A 16,210-nucleotide genomic window follows, 5' to 3' on the forward strand; every position below is an offset into this window, starting at 1 on the left:
TTTTGGAACATTATCGCGTCGGCTTTCCCGCGCAAGCACCGCAAATGCCGCAGCACTGCCCTAATTTAACGCGAAGACGCGTAGCAGGAGATTATGCCGTGGACGGTTTCAACCCCGATCTGATCAGCGTGGGAAGCGCCAACAATTTCATCGCCGGGTGCCGGGTTCAGGGACGCGGCGAAGGGATCGTCGTGCGCCGGCCATCTGACGGGCGGGTGCAGGTGGAACTGGATTGCGCGGATGCGGGGCAATTGGCCGAAGCGGTGGAAAATGCGCAGGCGGCCTACAATAAGAGCGGTTGGGCGCAGACCGACCCGCGCGGGCGAATGAAGGTGCTGCGGCGCTGGGCCGACCTGATCGATGCAGATGCGGCGACGCTGGCCCCGCTGGAGGCGCTGGGATCGACGCGGACGATTGGCGAGATCAACGGCTGGGATTTGAGTTACACTGCCGAGACTGTCCGCTTCTTCGCCGAATGGGCCGACAAGATCGGCGGCGAGGTCGCAGCGACGACGCCTGACAAGCTGGGGCTGACCATTGCGGAACCTTATGGCGTGGTGGCGGCGATCGCGCCCTGGAACCTGCCGCTGGTGATGTCGGCGTGGAAGATCGCGCCCGCCATTGCTGCTGGCAATTCGGTGGTGTTGAAGCCTTCGGAAATGACGCCGTTCAGCATCGTGCGGCTGGCCGAACTGGCGATCGAGGCCGGGTTGCCGGCGGGCGTGTTCAACATCGTGCAGGGCGATGGGCGCTCTGTCGGCGATCCGCTCGTGCGGCGGGCGGAGGTAGCGAAGGTGACCTTTACCGGGTCCACCCGCACGGGCGCGGCGATCATGGCCGCTTGTGCGGAGACTGGACCCAAGCCGGTGACGCTGGAACTGGGCGGGAAGAGCCCGCAGATCGTCTTTGCCGATGCGGGGCTGGACAAGGCGGCGGCGCTGGTTGCTCGGGCTATTACGCTCAATGCGGGGCAGGTGTGCGTAGCGGGGTCTCGACTGCTGGTGCAGGAGAAGGTGGCGGATCAGGTCATCGACCGGGTTCTGGCGGCCTTCGCCGCGCATAAGGCGGGGCCGACCTGGCGGATGGATACGACGCTGGGGCCGATTATATCGGAAGGCCAGCTCGATCGGATGGACGGCATCGTGAAGCGGGCCATTGCAGAGGGCGCGGAGGTGCTGGCTGGCGGTGGACGGGCGACTTCGCCGCAGGAGGGGAGCTATTTCGCGCCGACGCTGCTGCGGAATGTGGAGCAGAAAAGCGAGGTGGTGCAGGGCGAGATTTTCGGGCCGGTGCTGACAGTCCAGACCTTCAGTGACGAGGAAGAGGCCTATGCGCTCGCCAATGACAGCGACTATGGGCTGGCGGCCGGGGTGCATACTGGTGATGTCGCGCGGGCTTTGAGGGCTACGCGCTCGCTGGAGGCGGGGACGGTGTGGGTGAACCGCTATGGGCGGAGCAACGACTTCATACTGCCGACGGGCGGATACAAACAGTCGGGTATCGGGAAGGATCTGGGTAGGGAAGCCTATGTGGCGAACCTCAAGATGAAGACGGCGTTGATCGAGTTTTGATAGCCAGCCTCTATACAAACCTCCGCTCGCCCTGAGCTTGTCGAAGGGCTTCACTTCCTGTGAAGGACAAGTGAGGGGCTTCGATAGGCTCAGCCCGAACGGGGAAGGGGTTGCGGAGGGGTTAAGTGGAGTTATTCGACTTCGGCAAACCGGCCAATTTGATAAGGCTCCATCGGGATATCCGTCGCGCCCTTGGCGATGACTTCCGCCATCGTTTCGCCCACGCCCGGGCCGATCTGGAACCCCGCGCCTGAAAAGCCGAAGGCGTAATAAAGGCCGCTCGTGGTGGCGCTGGGGCCCATGACGGGCTGGCTGTCGGGCAGGTAGCCCTCGATCCCGGACCAGACGCGGATGATGTTGAGCTTGCCCAAAGCGGGCGCAAGGCGGCGGATTTGCTTCAGCTGGCTCAGCGTATTCTGCGGCAGGACATAGGCGCGATATTGGTCGGGATAGGATGGCCCGCGCGTCGAGCCGCCGAGCACGATATTGCCGCGGGCGACTTGACGGAAATAGACGGTTTCCTCCTCCAGCGGGGTCATCACGCCGACGGCCGGGTGGATCGCATAGGGCACCGGCTCGGTGACGCTCATATTGGGTCCCTTGGGGACGATCGGCACCGGCTCGCCAAATTGCGAGGAAAGGGCATTGCCCCATGCGCCCGCCGTGATCAGTAGGATCGGCGCGCGGAAGGTGCGGCCATCTTCGGCGGTCACCAGGAAATCCTCGCCGACCTTTTGCGCATCCACGATCTTCGTATTCTCATGCACCGTCGCGCCCATACGCTGGGCAGCGCGGGCAAAGGCGGGGGCGGCGAGGCGCGGGTTGGCGTGGCCGTCCATCGCGGAATAGGAGCCCGCGAGCACATCGGCCCCGAAGAAGGGGAACTTCGCCCGCAGCGCGTTGCCGGTGAGGAGTTCGAGGTCCAGCCCCTCAAGCCGCGCCTTGTCGGCATATTCCTCCATCGCGCCGACCAGCTCGGGCCGCTCGCGATAGCAGACGCGGATGTGGCCGGACTGGAGATATTCCACGTCCGCGCCCAGCAATTCCTTCGACTTGCGCCAGATGGCGAGCGCGCGGTTGGCGAGGGGCAATTGGTGCAGCGCGCGGCCCTGGCGGCGGACATTGCCGAAATTGGTGCCGCTTGCCTGCCGCCCGATCAGGTCGGTTTCGAGCAGCGTGACGGACATGCCATGGCCGCGCAGGAAGAGCGCGGCCGAGCTGCCCATGAGGCCGCCGCCCACGATGATGACGTCGGTGGCCGCGCTCATTCTTCTACTCCGATGGCGATGGGGAGCGGCTTGACCGGCGCTTGCCCGCGCAGACGGCCGACTTGCTCGACCGCGATTCCGGCCTCGGCGGCGATGAGTTCGGCTGCGGCGAGACCGCAATAGCGCCCTTGGCAGCGGCCCATGCCGACGCGGCTGAAGGCTTTGGCGCGATTGGCTTCGACCGCGCCGGTTTCGCGCATGACGGAGCGGAGATCGCCTGCGCTGACCGCTTCGCAGCGGCAGACGATGGCTTCGTCAGGGAGCCCAGCCGCTTGGCTGGCTGGCCAGGGGAACGCCTTGGCAAGGCCGCGTGCGAATTTGGTGTAGGTCGCTACCTCCCGGCGCAGGGGGTTCATCTCGCCCTCGCCGGTAACGATAGCAAGGTCGGAGAGCGCGGCGAGGGCGGCGAGCTTTCCGCTGGCTTCGGCAGAGCGGGCGCCCAGGATTTTTGCGCCGTCACCTGCCAGGTAAACGCCCTCCACGCTGGCGCGGCCGGCCTCATCCCGTTGCGGCAGCCATTGGTGCGTGGCCGGATCGAAGACGAACGCGCAACGGGCGAGATCGGCGAGCTGGGTTTCGGGACGGAGGTGGTAGCCCACCGCCACCGCGTCGCAAGCGATCGTCTGTTCCGCGCCCGAAGCAGTGCGGTAGCGGACGGCGGTGACGCCGCTATCCGCCTTGCCCACGACTTCGACGGGAGTGATCTGATGGTGGACAGCGACGCCCGCCTTGGCCAGCGCGCGAGTGAGCTGGATGCCGTTCCAAAGCACTGACGGCAGGGCCAGCAGGTCTGGCAGCGCCTTGATGCGGGCGCCCGATGGAGAGGTGTCGAGGACGGCGGCGACCTTCGCGCCTGCCTGCACATATTGCGAGGCGACGAGATAGAGGAGCGGGCCAGAACCCATGAAGACGACTTCGCGGCCGATCGAGACCGCCTGCGACTTGAGCGCGACCTGCGCGCCGCCAAGGCTGTAGGTGCCAGCGAGGTTCCATCCCTTGATCGGCATCAGCCGATCGGTCGCGCCGGTGCAGAGGATCAGCGCGTCATAGGGAAGGGTTTGATGGGCGTTGCCGCTCACCGTCCAGACCTGTTGGTCAGCGATGTTCCAAACGAGCGTTTCGGGCAGATAGTCCATCTGTCCCTGCAAGGCGTCGAAGCTGTCGTGCAGCGCCTTCGCCCGCGCGGCTTCGGTGCCGTAGAGCTTTTCATAGGGCCGGGTGAAATTGTCGGGCTGGCGGCGGTATATCTGGCCGCCCGCGCGCCGCGCCTCATCAATGACGGTGGGGCGCAGTCCCGCCTTCACCACAGCCTCCGCCGCCCGCACGCCGGAAGGCCCCGCGCCGACGATAATTATGCGAGGTTCGGCCATGTCGCCTCCGGCTGGCTGGTGAGGATGCGCTGGCCCGCTGCTGCGAGGGTGGAGCAGGCGCGCAGGCGATCGCCGCCTTCGGTCCAGACCCAGCAATCCTGACAGGCCCCCATCAGGCAGAAGCCCGCGCGGTTGCCGTCGCCGAACTCCGACTGGCGGAGCGTCCCGCCAGTGGTGAGGACCGCAACCATGAGTGTGTCGCCTTCCAGCGCCGTCACCGGATGGCCATCCACATGCAGGATGATGCGAGAGCGATCAGTTTCGCCCAGACGAACGAAGCGTCCGTTCATGCAGCGACGCCCTGAACTTGCGTCAAACTATCTTCTCCATGATGGCACAGGATGCTGTTGCCCTTCGACAGGCTGTGGCGCGGCGGTGGCGTGATGTTGCAGAGGCCGTCGATGCGCGCCGGGCAGCGGGCCAGGAAGCGGCAGAGATCGGGTTCGTCGGCCGGTGCGCCGATCAGCGGCGGGGCACGGCCTGCACCGCTTTCTTCCAGCCATCCCGCGCGCATTTCGGGCACCGAGTTGATCAGCAGGTCGGTATAGGGATGGAAGGGAGCGGAGCGGAAACCTTCGCGCGCGCCCTTTTCGACCATCGTGCCAGAATAGAGGACCAATATGTCATCGCAGATCGCCCGCACGGTGGAAATATCGTGGCTGATGAACATGTAAGCGACGCCCAGTTCCTTGCGCAGTTCCGCCATGAGGTCGAGGATCGCCGCGCCCACAACGGTGTCGAGGGCGGAGGTGACTTCGTCGCAGAGGATGAGTTCCGGATCGGCGGCGAGCGCGCGGGCTAAGTTGATGCGCTGCTTCTGCCCACCGGACAATTCGCCGCAACGACGGTCGATGACGGTCGCGGGCAGGCGGATGAGGTCGAGCAGTTCCAAAACCCGGAGGCGCGCGCCATTCCCTTTCAGGCCATGATAGAAGGCTAGCGGGCGGGAAAGGATTTGGCCGACGCTCTGGGCTGGGTTGAGCGCGGTGTCGGCATTCTGGAACACCAGCTGGATGCGCCGGAACTGGTCCCGACTGCGGCCCTGAAGGCCCGGCGGCAAAGGCTCTCCATTGAGCAGGATATCGCCTTGGGCGGGAGGAAGAAGCCCGGCGATCACGCGCGCCATGGTCGACTTGCCCGACCCGGATTCGCCGATCACGCCAAGCGTTGCGCCCCGTTCTATGGTCAGGTTGATATCGCGCAACACCGGTATGCGCGGGCATCCATCCTTGCCGATCTTGCCATAGCCCGCCGTCATATCGCGGATTTCGAGCAAAGGTGCGGCGGGGATGTTCGCCTGCTTGGGTGCGGGGCGGATGGCAGGGCGCGCGGCGGCCATCAATGTCTTGGTATAATCATCCGCGGGGCGGTGCAGAATCTGGTCCGCGCTGCCCTGTTCGCGGATGCGGCCTTGGTTGAGGACCACGATCTGGTCCGCCATCTGCGCGACCACGGCCAAGTCATGAGAAACATAGATGGCGGTCGCGCCGCGTTCCAGCACCACGGCCTTGAAGGCGCGCAGCACCTCGATCTGGGTGGTGACGTCGAGCGCGGTCGTCGGCTCGTCCAGGATAACCAGTTCAGGATCGGTGATGAGCGCCATCGCGGCCATCAGCCGCTGCAGCTGTCCGCCCGAAAGCTGATGCGGGTAGCGCGACCCTATCGTGTCGGCAAATGGCAGGGCGAGAGCGCGGAACAATTCGATCGCCTTTTTCTCGGCCGCCGCGCGCGGCATGAGATTATGGATCAGCGCGGGTTCGATCACCTGGTCCATGATTGTGCGCGACGGGTTGAAGGCGGAGGCCGCCGACTGCGCGATATAGGCGATCCGGTTGCCGCGCAGCGCCGCCAAGCCTTTTGCGTCAAGCGAGAGGATTTCGTTATCGCCTACCCGGATGGAGCCCCCTGCGATCTTCGCGCCGGGGCGGGCATGGCCGAGCAGCGTCAGGGCAATGGTGGTCTTGCCCGACCCGGATTCTCCGATCAGCGCCAGCACTTCGCCCCGCTTCAACGCGAAGTCGATGTCGCTCACGATGGGGAAAGTCTCGCCCGCTGCGTTGCAGGCGGTCACGCGCAGCCCTTTGACTTCGACATGAGCGGTCATGCGGGCCTCCCCTTGAGACCGTCGATCAGCAGGTTGACGCCGACGGTCAGCGTCGCGATCGCAATGGCGGGCATCATGATCGCCAAGGCCCCTTCGCCAAGCCCGGAGATATTCTCCCGCACCAGCGAGCCCAAATCGGCGTCAGGCGGCTGCACGCCGAGGCCCAGGAAGGAAAGGCCCGACAGCAGCAGCACGATAAACACGAAGCGCAGGCCGAAATCGGCGAGCAGTGGATGGATCATGTTCGGCAGGATTTCGGAAAGGGCAAGGTGGATGCGGCCTTCGCCTCTGGCGCGGGCGACCTGCACATAATCCATCTGCGCCAGGTTCACCGCGAGTGCGCGGGCGATCCGATAATTGCCGGGCACATAGGTGATGGCGGCGATCAGCAGAAGCAGCGGCAATGACGAACCGAAGGCAGCGACGAGCACCAGGGACAGGATCTTGGACGGGATGGAGATCAGCGTGTCCATGAAGCGGGATAGCGGTTCGTCCACTTTCGCGCCGCCGACCGCGGCGGTCAGCGCCAGCGCCGTGCCGGTCGCGCTCGCCAGCAGGGCGGCGGCGGCGGCGAGGCCCACCGTGTAGCGCGCGCCGGAAAGGAGCCGGCTCAGCACATCCCGGCCGAGATAGTCGCTGCCAAGCCAATGCTGCGCGGACATGCCGTCAAACACGTCATAGGCGACGAACGCGCCGACTGGGTAGGGCGCAAGCATCGGCCCGACGAGTGCGACCGCCAGCCAGAAAAGGACGAAGAGCAGCCCGATCTGGGCCGAGAGCGGAAGGGCTTTTGCCCAGCGAATGGAGGAAGCTGTCATTGTGCGCGCAGCCTGGGATTTGCGAGGATGGCGGTGACGTCGGCGATCAGCATCAGGATGAGATAGGCCGCGCAGAAGATCATGGCGCAGGCTTGCAGCAGCGGCATGTCGCGGCTGGTGACTGCGTTCACCATCAGGCTTGCAAGGCCGGGATAGTTGAAGATCGTCTCCACGATGATCGCGCCGCCCAGCAGGTAGGAAAGGCTGAGCGCCATCGCGTTCACGATCGGCGCGACCGCATTGGGCATGATGTGCCTCAGCACCACGCGCACGGGATGCACGCCCTTCAACACAGCCATTTCGACATAGGGGCGATCCATCTGGTCGATCACGGCGGCGCGGGTCATGCGCGCCATCTGAGCTATGACGACGATGCTCAAGGAGAAGATCGGCATCGCCGCGCCGCGCAGATATTCGCCCCAGCTCATATCGTCCGATACCAACGCGATCGACGGCAGCCAGCGCAGCTTCACGGAGAAGATCAGCACGGCGAGGGTGGCGACCAGAAATTCGGGCACCGCGACCATGGAGAGGGTCGAGATATTGAGCGCGCGGTCAAGCCGCCCACCCCGGTTCATGGCGGAGCCAATGCCGATCGAGAGCGCGACGGGCACCGCCACCAGCGCGGTCAGCGCGGCGAGCAGGAGGCTGTTGGGCAGGCGGCTGGAGATGACTTCGGACACTGGCATATTGGCAACCAGCGATTGCCCCGGATCGCCGCTGACCATGCCGCTGAGCCAGGAGGCGTAGCGTTCATGGGCAGGGCGATCGAGGCCCATTTCGTGGCGCAGGGCGGCCACCTGCTCGACGGTGGCGCTTTGGCCGAGCGCTTCCTGCGCGGCGTCGCCGGGGAGCAGCTGGGCAATGGTGAAAACCACCACGCTCACCAGGAAGAGCGTCAGCAGCGAAGAGGCGAAGCGCTTGGCGGTGAGGATAAGGGCGGCCTTGACCCCGGATGATGTGGACCCGCCCGCCATCAGCCTTCCCACCATACATGTTCGGCGAACTGATACCCCATGAAGCCGCCCAGCGGCACGGGGTACAGTCCCTTCAACCGCCGGTCATGGCCGTCGATCAAGCTGATGAAGACAGGGATGCCGACGCCGCAATAGTTGCGCACCAGCCCCTGCATCTCTCCATAAAGCTGTTTGCGGCGGGCCTGATCGGACTCGCCGCGCGCCTCGATCAGTAGCCGGTCGAAGCGGGGATTCTTCCAGCCGGATTCATTCCAGGCGGCGTCCGATTTGTAGAAGAGGCTGAAGATGAGGTCGGCGGTCGGCCTGGGGTTGGTGTTGCCGAAGCTTAAAGGGTGCCGCATCCAATGGGTTGACCAATAGCCATCTCCGGGAACCCGGTTGACCGCCAGATTGAGGCCGGCGCGTGATCCATATTCCTGAAGGATGGACGCCATGTCGACCGATCCTTCGGCCGCGGGAGAGGCATAGACGGGCAGGCGCACGCCGCTGAGCCCAGCGCGCTGAAGATGCCATTTCGCCTTGTCGAGATCGAGCCGCGTCTGGGGCAGGTCGCTGCGGTAATAGGGGTGGAAGGGCGGGATCGGATGATCATTGCCAATCGTCGCATAGTCGCGGAACAGCGCCCTTTTGATGAGCGGCCGGTCGATCAGATATTTCATCGCCGCCACGAAATGCGGATTGCCGGTGGGCAGCCCATCCTGCCGCATGATGAGGTTGGTGTAGAGGCCCGACTTGGTTTCCAGCAGGCCATGGCCTCGCGAAGCAAGCACGCGCTTGGTCGATCGGGGATTGATCGCGTTGATGAGGTGAACGTCGCCCGAGAGCAGCGCATTCACCCGGCTGACTTCATCGGGGATGCCGATCAGTTCGATCTCTTCCAGATAGGGCTTCCCGGGCTTCCAATAATTGGCGTTGCGCCGGGCCAGCGTCCGCACGCCGGGGCGGAACTGGGCGCAGCGATAGGGGCCCGTGCCGTTGGCGGTGCGGAACTCCTTCTGCCCCGCGCGCAGGATCAGGAAGTGTGATTGGGCAAGAATGGTGGGCAAGTCGGCATTGGGGCCGGTCAGGCGGATCGTGACATCATGCGGACCGTTCGCCTTCACCTCCGCAAATTGTTCTGCGATGGTCGCGAGTTTGGAGCCGGTCGCCGGGTCCTTGTGCCGCAGCAGTGACCAGACGACATCCTTCGCGGTGAGCGTCGCGCCGTCGTGGAAGGTGACGCCGCGACGCAGGCGGAAGTGCCAGAGCTTCTGGTCCTTGCTCTCGATCCGGTCGGCCAGAGCGGGGCGGGGGGTCAGGTGCCGGTCCAGTTCCGTCAGGCCATTGTAGAACATGTAATGGCGGACATAGTCGGTTGATAGCGCGCCCTTGGCCGGGTCCAGCGTGTCGGCGGTCGAACTGGACATGCTGGCGACGCGAATGCGCCCGCCGACGCGCGGCTTCGATGGCGCGGCGAATGCCGTTTCGGGCAGCAACAGACCCGCGCCCATCGTGCCCAGCAGCTCTCGCCGCGAAAAGGGGAGGTTGTCCGTCAATGGATCACATCCTGCCATTTATACCACAGGCCGACGAGCGGCAGGAACCAGGGCTTGCCGAAATGGCCGGGGACGCTCGGCCAGTCGAGATTGGCCCAGGGGTTGGCGCTTTTGTCGCCGCCCATCACCCGCGCCATCATCTGGCCCATATAGGTGGCCATCTGCACACCATGGCCGCTATAGCCCATGGAATAGAATAGCCCGTCCTGCTCGCCCGCGCGCGGCAGGCGGTCGGCGGTCAGGTCCACCATCCCGCCCCAGACATGATCGATGCCCACGCCTTTGAGTGCCGGGAAGATCTCTCCCATGGTCTGTTCGAGGATGCGCCCGCTCTTGAGGTCGGACCGCGGATCGCTGATGGCAAAGCGCGCCCGCCCGCCGAAGATAAGGCGATTGTCGGCGGTCAGGCGGAAATAATTGCCGATATTCTTGCTGGTGACATAGTTGCGCCGGTTCGGCAGCAGCCTGTCGGTCAGCGCGTTTTCCAAAGGCTCCGTGGCGATGATGAAACTGCCCACCGAGACGATCCGCCGCCGGAAGAAGCCGAAAGGCGCGGCGACTGGCGCGCCGCCGGTGGCGACCAGCACCTGATCGGCCACCACCTGGCCGTTGGGCGTAGTGACGCGCCAGCCGTTCGCCAGACGATCGAGGCCGGTCACCTCCGCATGCTCGTGAATCCTCGCGCCTGCCCGCGCCGCTGCCTCGGCGAGACCGACGCCGAAGCGCGCCGGATGCAGTTGCGCGCTGGTCGTCTGGATCAGCGCGCCGTGAAAGGCGTCCGATCCCACTTCCTCGGCCATGCGCTCTGGCGGTACGAGGCGAACATTCTCGTCCACCTCGGCGGCCAGCAGGTCATGCGCCCGCACCAGCTTCTCATAATGTTTGGGCTTGGCGGCGAGCTTCACCCGGCCGCAGCGATTGAAGGCGCAGTCGATGCCTTCCTCGCGCACCAGCCGTTCGACCAGATCGACGGCATCGACATGGGCCCGATAATAGGCTTTGGCGATATCCTGGCCGAAGCGGGCGGACAGCGCGCCATAGTCATGGGCGGTGCCGTTGTTGCACTGGCCGCCGTTGCGCCCTGACGCCTCTCCGACGACACGCCCCGCCTCCAGCAGCACGACATTCGCGCCCCGCCTCGCCAGCGCCAGCGCCGCCGACAGCCCGGTAAAGCCGCCGCCGATGATGGCGACGTCAGCCTTGCCTTCGACCGCACCCTGCGCCCCGCCGGTAAAGGCGGGCGCGCTCGCAAGCCAGTAGGAGAGGGGGGATGCGTTCATCGCCGGGTTTAGAGACCCACGACCGCCGGCAGTGCGCCGATATGCGGGATCTCGACGTCGCGGTAGAAGGCGTTGGACGGCTCATGCCCGCGGCCCACGAACACGCGGCAGCCGAAATGCAGGTCGGTCGCGGTATTCTGGTCGTAGCGGAAGCTGGAGGAGACGTGCATCATCTCTTCGGGCTTCGCGCCGAGCTGGTCGAACATATATTCGAACGCCTGCATGCGCGGCTTGTACGCCTGCGCCATCTGCGCGGTATAGACGGCGTGGAAGGGCGCGCCCAGCATGCCGACATTGTGATGAATCTGGTCGTTCATCGCATTGGACAGGATGACGAGCGGGATCTTGTCGCCGATCTTGGACAGGCCGCCCGGCACATCCTCATGTGGGCCCCAGGTCGGGACGGCATTATAGACGGCGTCGGCATCCGCTTCGCGATACTCCACGCCCCAACGCTTGCAGGTGCGGCGCAGCGAGTTGCGGATGATTTCCTGATAGGGTTCCCACGGGCCCAGCACCTGGTCGAGGCGATAGGCAGACCAATCCTTGCAGAAGGTAGGCAGGTTTTCCGCTGCGACGCGGTCAGCCATGAAGGCCGTTGCCATTTCGGTCATGCGGAAACGGGTGAGCGTGCCATAGCAGTCGAAGCTGATATATTTGGGCCGGAAGTTGGGCATGGGTGGGTTCCCCCTCTTTGTCGGATGGCTGGTAAGCCGTTTCGATGAGGTCATTACGGCATGGGCCGTCCAGAACATGTCTCCGATTGGTTCGGCATGGGACGCAGATCAGAAGCTTTTATAGCAGTGTTTCGGCATAGTTTGCTGCGGTTCGATCGGACCTGACATCAGGCCAGAAAAGCTGTGGTCGCAAGGCAGCGAGGGTCTAGGCAGCGGCACATAATATTGCTGCTTCAATAACCCCGCTTGCGGCTCACCTCGCCCTCCATCGGCTCTCCCGCCTCATGTCTGCGGATGTTGGCGATAAGCGCCCGTGCAGCCGTGTCCGCACGGGTCACGCTGGCGATATGAGGGGTCAGCATGATGCGCGGATGATCCCAAAAAGGATGGCCCTTCGGCAGTGGCTCCGGATCGGTGACGTCCAGAATGGCGGCGGAAAGATGCGCTTCATCGAGCAGCGACAGCAGATCCTGCTCCACCAGATGGCCGCCCCGCCCGACATTGATGAGCGCCGCGCCGCGAGGCAGTCTGGACAGCGTATCCCGGCACAAGATGCCGCGCGTCTCGATAGTGAGCGGGACGAGGCAGATGAGGATGTCGCAGCTTTGAAGAAAGGTGGACATTTCTGCTTCCCCCGCGTGGCAGCTGACGCCCTCCAACTGATGGTGCGAGCGGCTCCATGCCGACAGTGAAAAGCTGAAGGGGCGGAGCGCCTTCAGCACGGCCTGACCCAGCTGCCCAAGCCCCATCACCCCGATGCGTCGCGCGGCGGCGGGAACGAGGTCGATCGGCTCCCAGCGATGCTCCCGCTGTGCGATGCGATAATCGATGAAGTTCCGATGCAGGGCCAGCACTGCGCCGCAGACATATTCGACCATGCCCTCGGTAATGCCGGGTTCGATCATGCGCACCAAACGGACATGGGATGGCAGCTTGCTCATGTCGAACTGATCGACACCAGCGCCGACCGAGAACAGGACTTCAAGACCAGTCAGCTGGCTGAGCAGGTCAGCCGAAGGGTCCCAGGCGGCCAGATAGCGGATCGTTGCCGGGTGGCCCATTTCCTCCGGCGTTACAAAGCCGATGCCGGGCGCCTCGGCTGCGAAAATCTCGCGCCAGATCCGCCCGCGCTCGGGATCGGAAGTGTAGAGCAGGGTCATGCGGTTTGCTTTCTGGCAAGAGTGCGGCGGCGCAGTCCCTTCGCCTGCCACCACATGATCGGCCCGGAGATGCAAAGCGCCAACAGGCCGAGCGCAACGATCATCAATAATATCGGCCCAATCACGCCAAAGCTGTTTCCGGTGTGGAGGGGGAGGATGGTCATCCAGAGCGCACCATTATTCTCGGCGCGGGTGGCGCTGATGATGTGGGGAGCGGATAGGGTGACGATCGCGCGGTGTACGGCCCTAGGGTTGCGCTCCGGCGCGTGAAAATTGACGGTCAGGCGGTCGGTGGAAAGACGAAAATCGCGCAAGGCGCTCTCAGTGAACGCGCTCTGCGCCAGCGCCAGTCCGCGATCGATCGCGGCGGCATCTGTGGGGGTGCGATCGACGATTGGGGCGCTTGGTTCAATGAGGTCCGGGACGATCAGCAGCGAGCCGGTGACGGCCATGAAAGCCAGCAGCAGCGCCATGACGACGCCCAGCGTCCGATGCGCCTGCCGTAGCACCAAGCGGAAGGCCATGCTCCAGCGGATTGACAGATGTTTGGAAATCGGCCCGCGCTTGGGCCACCAATAGGCAAGGCCGGTCGCCGCCATGGTGAGCAGTGCAAGCGCATTGAGCAGGATGATCATCATGCCTGGCTTGCCCGCCATCAGCCGGTAATGGATCTGCAGCGCGGCTTCGACCGGGAAATGCCAGACCGTTCCGGCGCGTAGCAGCCTGCCCCCGGCGGGATCTATGGAGGCGTAGCGCGTCCTTCCTCCACCGCCGCGCATCTCCGCGAGCCAGGTGGCATTGTCGGCATCGGGCGCGAACAGGCGCGAGACGGCAAAGCCGGGGGATGCCCGTTCGGCCTGAAGCACGGCCGCGCCCGGCGAGATAAGGGGTGCGCGGCCGTGGCTGACCATGGCTGACGGGTCCATCCAGCGGGCGGCAGGTCCACGGTAGAGGAGGAGGGCGCCCGTCAACGCCTGCACCAGCAGCAGCGCCGCCATGGTGAGACCGGCATATTTGTGGATGCGAAACAGTTGCGCCCGGTTCATCGCTTCCCTCGAAAGAAATGCAAAGACCGCCGGTGACCCTCAGGCTTGGAGGGGCGGATCACCGGCGGCCATCGGAACTGCAAGTCCCGAATTTTTTAAAGCATTAGAAGTCGAATGTCGCCCGTACCGTGAACTGGCGCGGCGTGCCCGGCTGGACCCACAGTGCCGCATAGGAGCTGGCGTAATATTTCTTGTTCAAGAGATTGTTCACATCCGCCGAGATCTTGATCTGTTCGGTGATGTTGAACGAACCGAGGACCTTTACCAGCGTGTAGCTGGGAAGGAAGAAGGTCGTCGCGGTTTCACCCAGGCGGCGGCCGACATAGTTCACACCCGCGCCCAGCATCGCATCATGTCCGCCGATGTTGAAGTTGTTGAACAGCAGGAAGTTACCCTGATGCTTGGCGATGTTGATGAGGGGATCGCCTATCCGGATGGGAGCGGCGAAATTCGGATCAAGAGCGTTCGTGGCCCACTCCGCGTCGGTATAGGCATAGGTCAGAAACAGCTCGAACCCGGCTGGCAGCTTGGCATTTAGGTCGAACTCGATCCCCTTGCTGCGCGCCGAACCCACAGGCTTGGAGAAGCCAGCGTTGACCGGGTCGGTGGTCAGCACGTTGGTTTTCTTCATCTTGTAGAGAGACAGCGTGCTGGTGATCCGACCGTCCGGCGTCACGAACTTGCCGCCGATTTCATAGGAGGTGCTGATTTCCGGATCGAAGGGCTGGCCATCAAAGCCCACGCCGCTGTTGGGGCGGAAGCCTTTGCCGTAGCTCGCATAGAGCGAGATGGAGCGGGTAGGTTCGAACACCATGCCGGCCATAGGGCTGAACTTGGTATAGGCCTTCTTCGGATTCGTGTTGTTGAGCCGCAGATCGATGTCCTGCGAGAAGTCGTCATAGCGGCCGCCAAAGCGAACCTTGAACTTCTCGGTAATTTCGATCTGGTCCTGAGCATAGACGCCCCAGGCCTTCTGGATCTCGGTCGCGTTCTGGATGACCGTCGTGGGGATCGGCGCGGGGATGTTGTAATTGGGGTTGAAGATGTTGATGGAGTAAGACTGATCCGCAGCGCTGGGACGATAGCGGGTCTGGAATGTCTCGATCTTGAAGCGGTCCCAATCCCCGCCGATGCGGATATTGTGGACGATCGAGCCGGTCTCGATCTTGCCGCTGATTTCCCCGCGGAACACCATATGTGTGGTGCTGTAATCGCGGAAGCGGCGCTGGCGGGACAGGGTCTGCCCGTCATTGTCGATCAGCTGGCGGCTCAGCACCAGTTCGGGATCGCTGGAAAAGCCGGTGAAGGTCGTGTCCTTGTATCCCGCGCCCAGCATCAGCGTCCAATCGTCGCTGAAGTCATGCTGATATTGCAGCTGATGGCCCAGCACTTCGACTTTGGTCTGGCCGTCGTTGGGATTACCCAGGAAGCGCGAGTTCGGGATCGCGCCAAGCTTATAGTTGATCGTTCCGTTCGCCTGGACCGTCGGAATTGCAACCACGCCGCGCTCGAACGGCACTTCCTGGTTCACATATTCCATCTCATAGGTGAGGATGTCCCGCTCAGAGAATTTCGCCAGGAAAGAGGGCGTCACCACATATTTGCGGGTGTGAACCGTGTCGCGGAAGCTGTCGGCATCTTCGACCGCGCCATTGATGCGCACCGCGAACATGTCGTTGAGCGGCAGGTTGAAGTCGCCTTCGACGCGATAGTTGTTCCAGCTACCGCCCGCGATGGAGAAGCTGCCGAATTCCTTGAACAGCGGTTTCTTGGTGACGATGTTGATCGTGCCGCCGGGCTCGCCGCGGCCGAAGAGCGCGGAGTTGGGGCCTTTTAGGACTTCGATGCGCTCTACGTTCGATGCGTCGCGCGGGCCGCCATAGCCGCGGCCGCCGTTGAAGCCGTTGACCAGGAAGCCGCTTGGGAAATTCTCGTCGCCCGCAAAGCCGCGGATCGCGAAGCTGTCCCACAGGCCGCCGAAATTATTCTGCTTGGACACGCCGCTCGCCAGTTCGAGCGCGGTATCGAGGCGGGTGATATTGAGGTCGTCGAGCAGCTTGCCTTCCAGGAACTGGACGGCCTGCGGGATTTCCTTGACCGGCGTGTCCCCGAAATACTGCCGCTTCAGGCCGGTGACGACGATTTCTGCGTTATCGCCCGATGCCGGCGCCTGAGCATAGGCGCCCGGTGCGAAGGCGATGCAGGCTGCGCTGGCGGCGAGGGCCAGACGAAAAGCCGAATATGTGCGCATATTGCTACCCCTGATAAAGTCGCTGTTCCCACTTGTCCTGCGAACGGGGTGAGCCGGCCTGTTCTTATCTTCTCTCCAAACGGACATTCTTTGGGTCCTTTTCTTTCCGGATGCCGGTCCACTGGGTGATTTGCCACCTCTTCTGGAATGGAA

At 63.8% G+C, this 16,210-nt stretch carries 13 protein-coding genes; 1 reads left to right on the forward strand and 12 read right to left on the reverse strand.

The annotated features are described in order from the left end of the window. Positions 1–98 precede the first annotated feature (98 nt). Positions 99–1,571: an aldehyde dehydrogenase family protein gene (locus ACFO3E_RS08290; protein WP_225870566.1), complete on the forward strand. Its 1,473-nt coding sequence runs from the start codon at positions 99–101 to the stop codon at positions 1,569–1,571. 131 nt (positions 1,572–1,702) lie between these two features. On the opposite strand, the gene ACFO3E_RS08295 is transcribed toward ACFO3E_RS08290, so the two are convergent. The 12 genes from ACFO3E_RS08295 to ACFO3E_RS08350 form a co-directional block, all read right to left on the reverse strand. Next, positions 1,703–2,839, reverse strand: a complete 1,137-nt coding sequence (locus ACFO3E_RS08295; RefSeq protein WP_380803701.1) for an NAD(P)/FAD-dependent oxidoreductase — start codon at positions 2,837–2,839, stop codon at positions 1,703–1,705. Then, complete coding sequence (locus tag ACFO3E_RS08300; RefSeq protein WP_380803704.1) at positions 2,836–4,209, reverse strand: FAD/NAD(P)-dependent oxidoreductase; 1,374 nt, start codon at positions 4,207–4,209, stop codon at positions 2,836–2,838. The genes ACFO3E_RS08295 and ACFO3E_RS08300 overlap by 4 nt, the downstream gene beginning before the upstream one ends. After that, positions 4,191–4,499 carry a (2Fe-2S)-binding protein gene (locus ACFO3E_RS08305; protein ID WP_380803707.1) on the reverse strand — a complete coding sequence of 103 codons (309 nt, stop codon included), beginning with the start codon at positions 4,497–4,499 and terminating at the stop codon, positions 4,191–4,193. Before ACFO3E_RS08305 ends, ACFO3E_RS08300 begins: the two co-directional genes overlap by 19 nt. After that, a complete protein-coding gene (locus tag ACFO3E_RS08310; RefSeq protein ID WP_380803710.1) occupies positions 4,496–6,313 on the reverse strand; it encodes an ABC transporter ATP-binding protein in 1,818 nt (605 codons plus the stop codon). The genes ACFO3E_RS08305 and ACFO3E_RS08310 overlap by 4 nt, the downstream gene beginning before the upstream one ends. After that, entirely contained in the window at positions 6,310–7,131 is an 822-nt protein-coding gene (locus ACFO3E_RS08315; RefSeq protein ID WP_066524259.1) for an ABC transporter permease, read from the reverse strand. Before ACFO3E_RS08315 ends, ACFO3E_RS08310 begins: the two co-directional genes overlap by 4 nt. Continuing rightward, complete coding sequence (locus ACFO3E_RS08320) at positions 7,128–8,108, reverse strand: ABC transporter permease (RefSeq protein ID WP_380803713.1); 981 nt, start codon at positions 8,106–8,108, stop codon at positions 7,128–7,130. The genes ACFO3E_RS08315 and ACFO3E_RS08320 overlap by 4 nt, the downstream gene beginning before the upstream one ends. Further along, positions 8,108–9,643 (reverse strand): ABC transporter substrate-binding protein, encoded by a 1,536-nt coding sequence (locus tag ACFO3E_RS08325; RefSeq protein ID WP_066524253.1) that lies wholly within the window; start codon positions 9,641–9,643, stop codon positions 8,108–8,110. The genes ACFO3E_RS08320 and ACFO3E_RS08325 overlap by 1 nt, the downstream gene beginning before the upstream one ends. Continuing rightward, complete coding sequence (locus ACFO3E_RS08330; RefSeq protein WP_380803715.1) at positions 9,640–10,923, reverse strand: NAD(P)/FAD-dependent oxidoreductase; 1,284 nt, start codon at positions 10,921–10,923, stop codon at positions 9,640–9,642. Before ACFO3E_RS08330 ends, ACFO3E_RS08325 begins: the two co-directional genes overlap by 4 nt. Positions 10,924–10,931: 8 nt before the next feature. Beyond that, positions 10,932–11,600, reverse strand: coding sequence for a haloacid dehalogenase type II (locus tag ACFO3E_RS08335; protein WP_066524251.1), 669 nt, complete (start codon positions 11,598–11,600; stop codon positions 10,932–10,934). A gap of 233 nt (positions 11,601–11,833) precedes the next feature. Next, entirely contained in the window at positions 11,834–12,760 is a 927-nt protein-coding gene (locus tag ACFO3E_RS08340; RefSeq protein WP_380803717.1) for a 2-hydroxyacid dehydrogenase, read from the reverse strand. Then, positions 12,757–13,806 carry a PepSY-associated TM helix domain-containing protein gene (locus ACFO3E_RS08345; protein ID WP_380803720.1) on the reverse strand — a complete coding sequence of 350 codons (1,050 nt, stop codon included), beginning with the start codon at positions 13,804–13,806 and terminating at the stop codon, positions 12,757–12,759. The genes ACFO3E_RS08340 and ACFO3E_RS08345 overlap by 4 nt, the downstream gene beginning before the upstream one ends. A gap of 103 nt (positions 13,807–13,909) precedes the next feature. Further along, complete coding sequence (locus ACFO3E_RS08350; RefSeq protein ID WP_066524246.1) at positions 13,910–16,057, reverse strand: TonB-dependent siderophore receptor; 2,148 nt, start codon at positions 16,055–16,057, stop codon at positions 13,910–13,912. Positions 16,058–16,210: the final 153 nt, after the last annotated feature.

Origin of the sequence: Sphingobium tyrosinilyticum (assembly GCF_042654265.1) — a bacterium.
GTDB classification, from domain to species: domain Bacteria; phylum Pseudomonadota; class Alphaproteobacteria; order Sphingomonadales; family Sphingomonadaceae; genus Sphingobium; species Sphingobium tyrosinilyticum.

Bases quoted from the DNA above. Each gene is read 5' to 3' on its own strand.
- ACFO3E_RS08295 (WP_380803701.1), bottom strand. From the start codon at position 2,839: ATGAGCGCGGCCACCGACGTCATCATCGTGGGCGGCGGCCTCATGGGC.
- ACFO3E_RS08300 (WP_380803704.1), bottom strand. From the start codon at position 4,209: ATGGCCGAACCTCGCATAATTATCGTCGGCGCGGGGCCTTCCGGCGTG.
- ACFO3E_RS08305 (WP_380803707.1), bottom strand. From the start codon at position 4,499: ATGAACGGACGCTTCGTTCGTCTGGGCGAAACTGATCGCTCTCGCATC.
- ACFO3E_RS08310 (WP_380803710.1), bottom strand. From the start codon at position 6,313: ATGACCGCTCATGTCGAAGTCAAAGGGCTGCGCGTGACCGCCTGCAAC.
- ACFO3E_RS08315 (WP_066524259.1), bottom strand. From the start codon at position 7,131: ATGACAGCTTCCTCCATTCGCTGGGCAAAAGCCCTTCCGCTCTCGGCC.
- ACFO3E_RS08320 (WP_380803713.1), bottom strand. From the start codon at position 8,108: ATGGCGGGCGGGTCCACATCATCCGGGGTCAAGGCCGCCCTTATCCTC.
- ACFO3E_RS08330 (WP_380803715.1), bottom strand. From the start codon at position 10,923: ATGAACGCATCCCCCCTCTCCTACTGGCTTGCGAGCGCGCCCGCCTTT.
- ACFO3E_RS08335 (WP_066524251.1), bottom strand. From the start codon at position 11,600: ATGCCCAACTTCCGGCCCAAATATATCAGCTTCGACTGCTATGGCACG.
- ACFO3E_RS08340 (WP_380803717.1), bottom strand. From the start codon at position 12,760: ATGACCCTGCTCTACACTTCCGATCCCGAGCGCGGGCGGATCTGGCGC.
- ACFO3E_RS08345 (WP_380803720.1), bottom strand. From the start codon at position 13,806: ATGAACCGGGCGCAACTGTTTCGCATCCACAAATATGCCGGTCTCACC.
- ACFO3E_RS08350 (WP_066524246.1), bottom strand. From the start codon at position 16,057: ATGCGCACATATTCGGCTTTTCGTCTGGCCCTCGCCGCCAGCGCAGCC.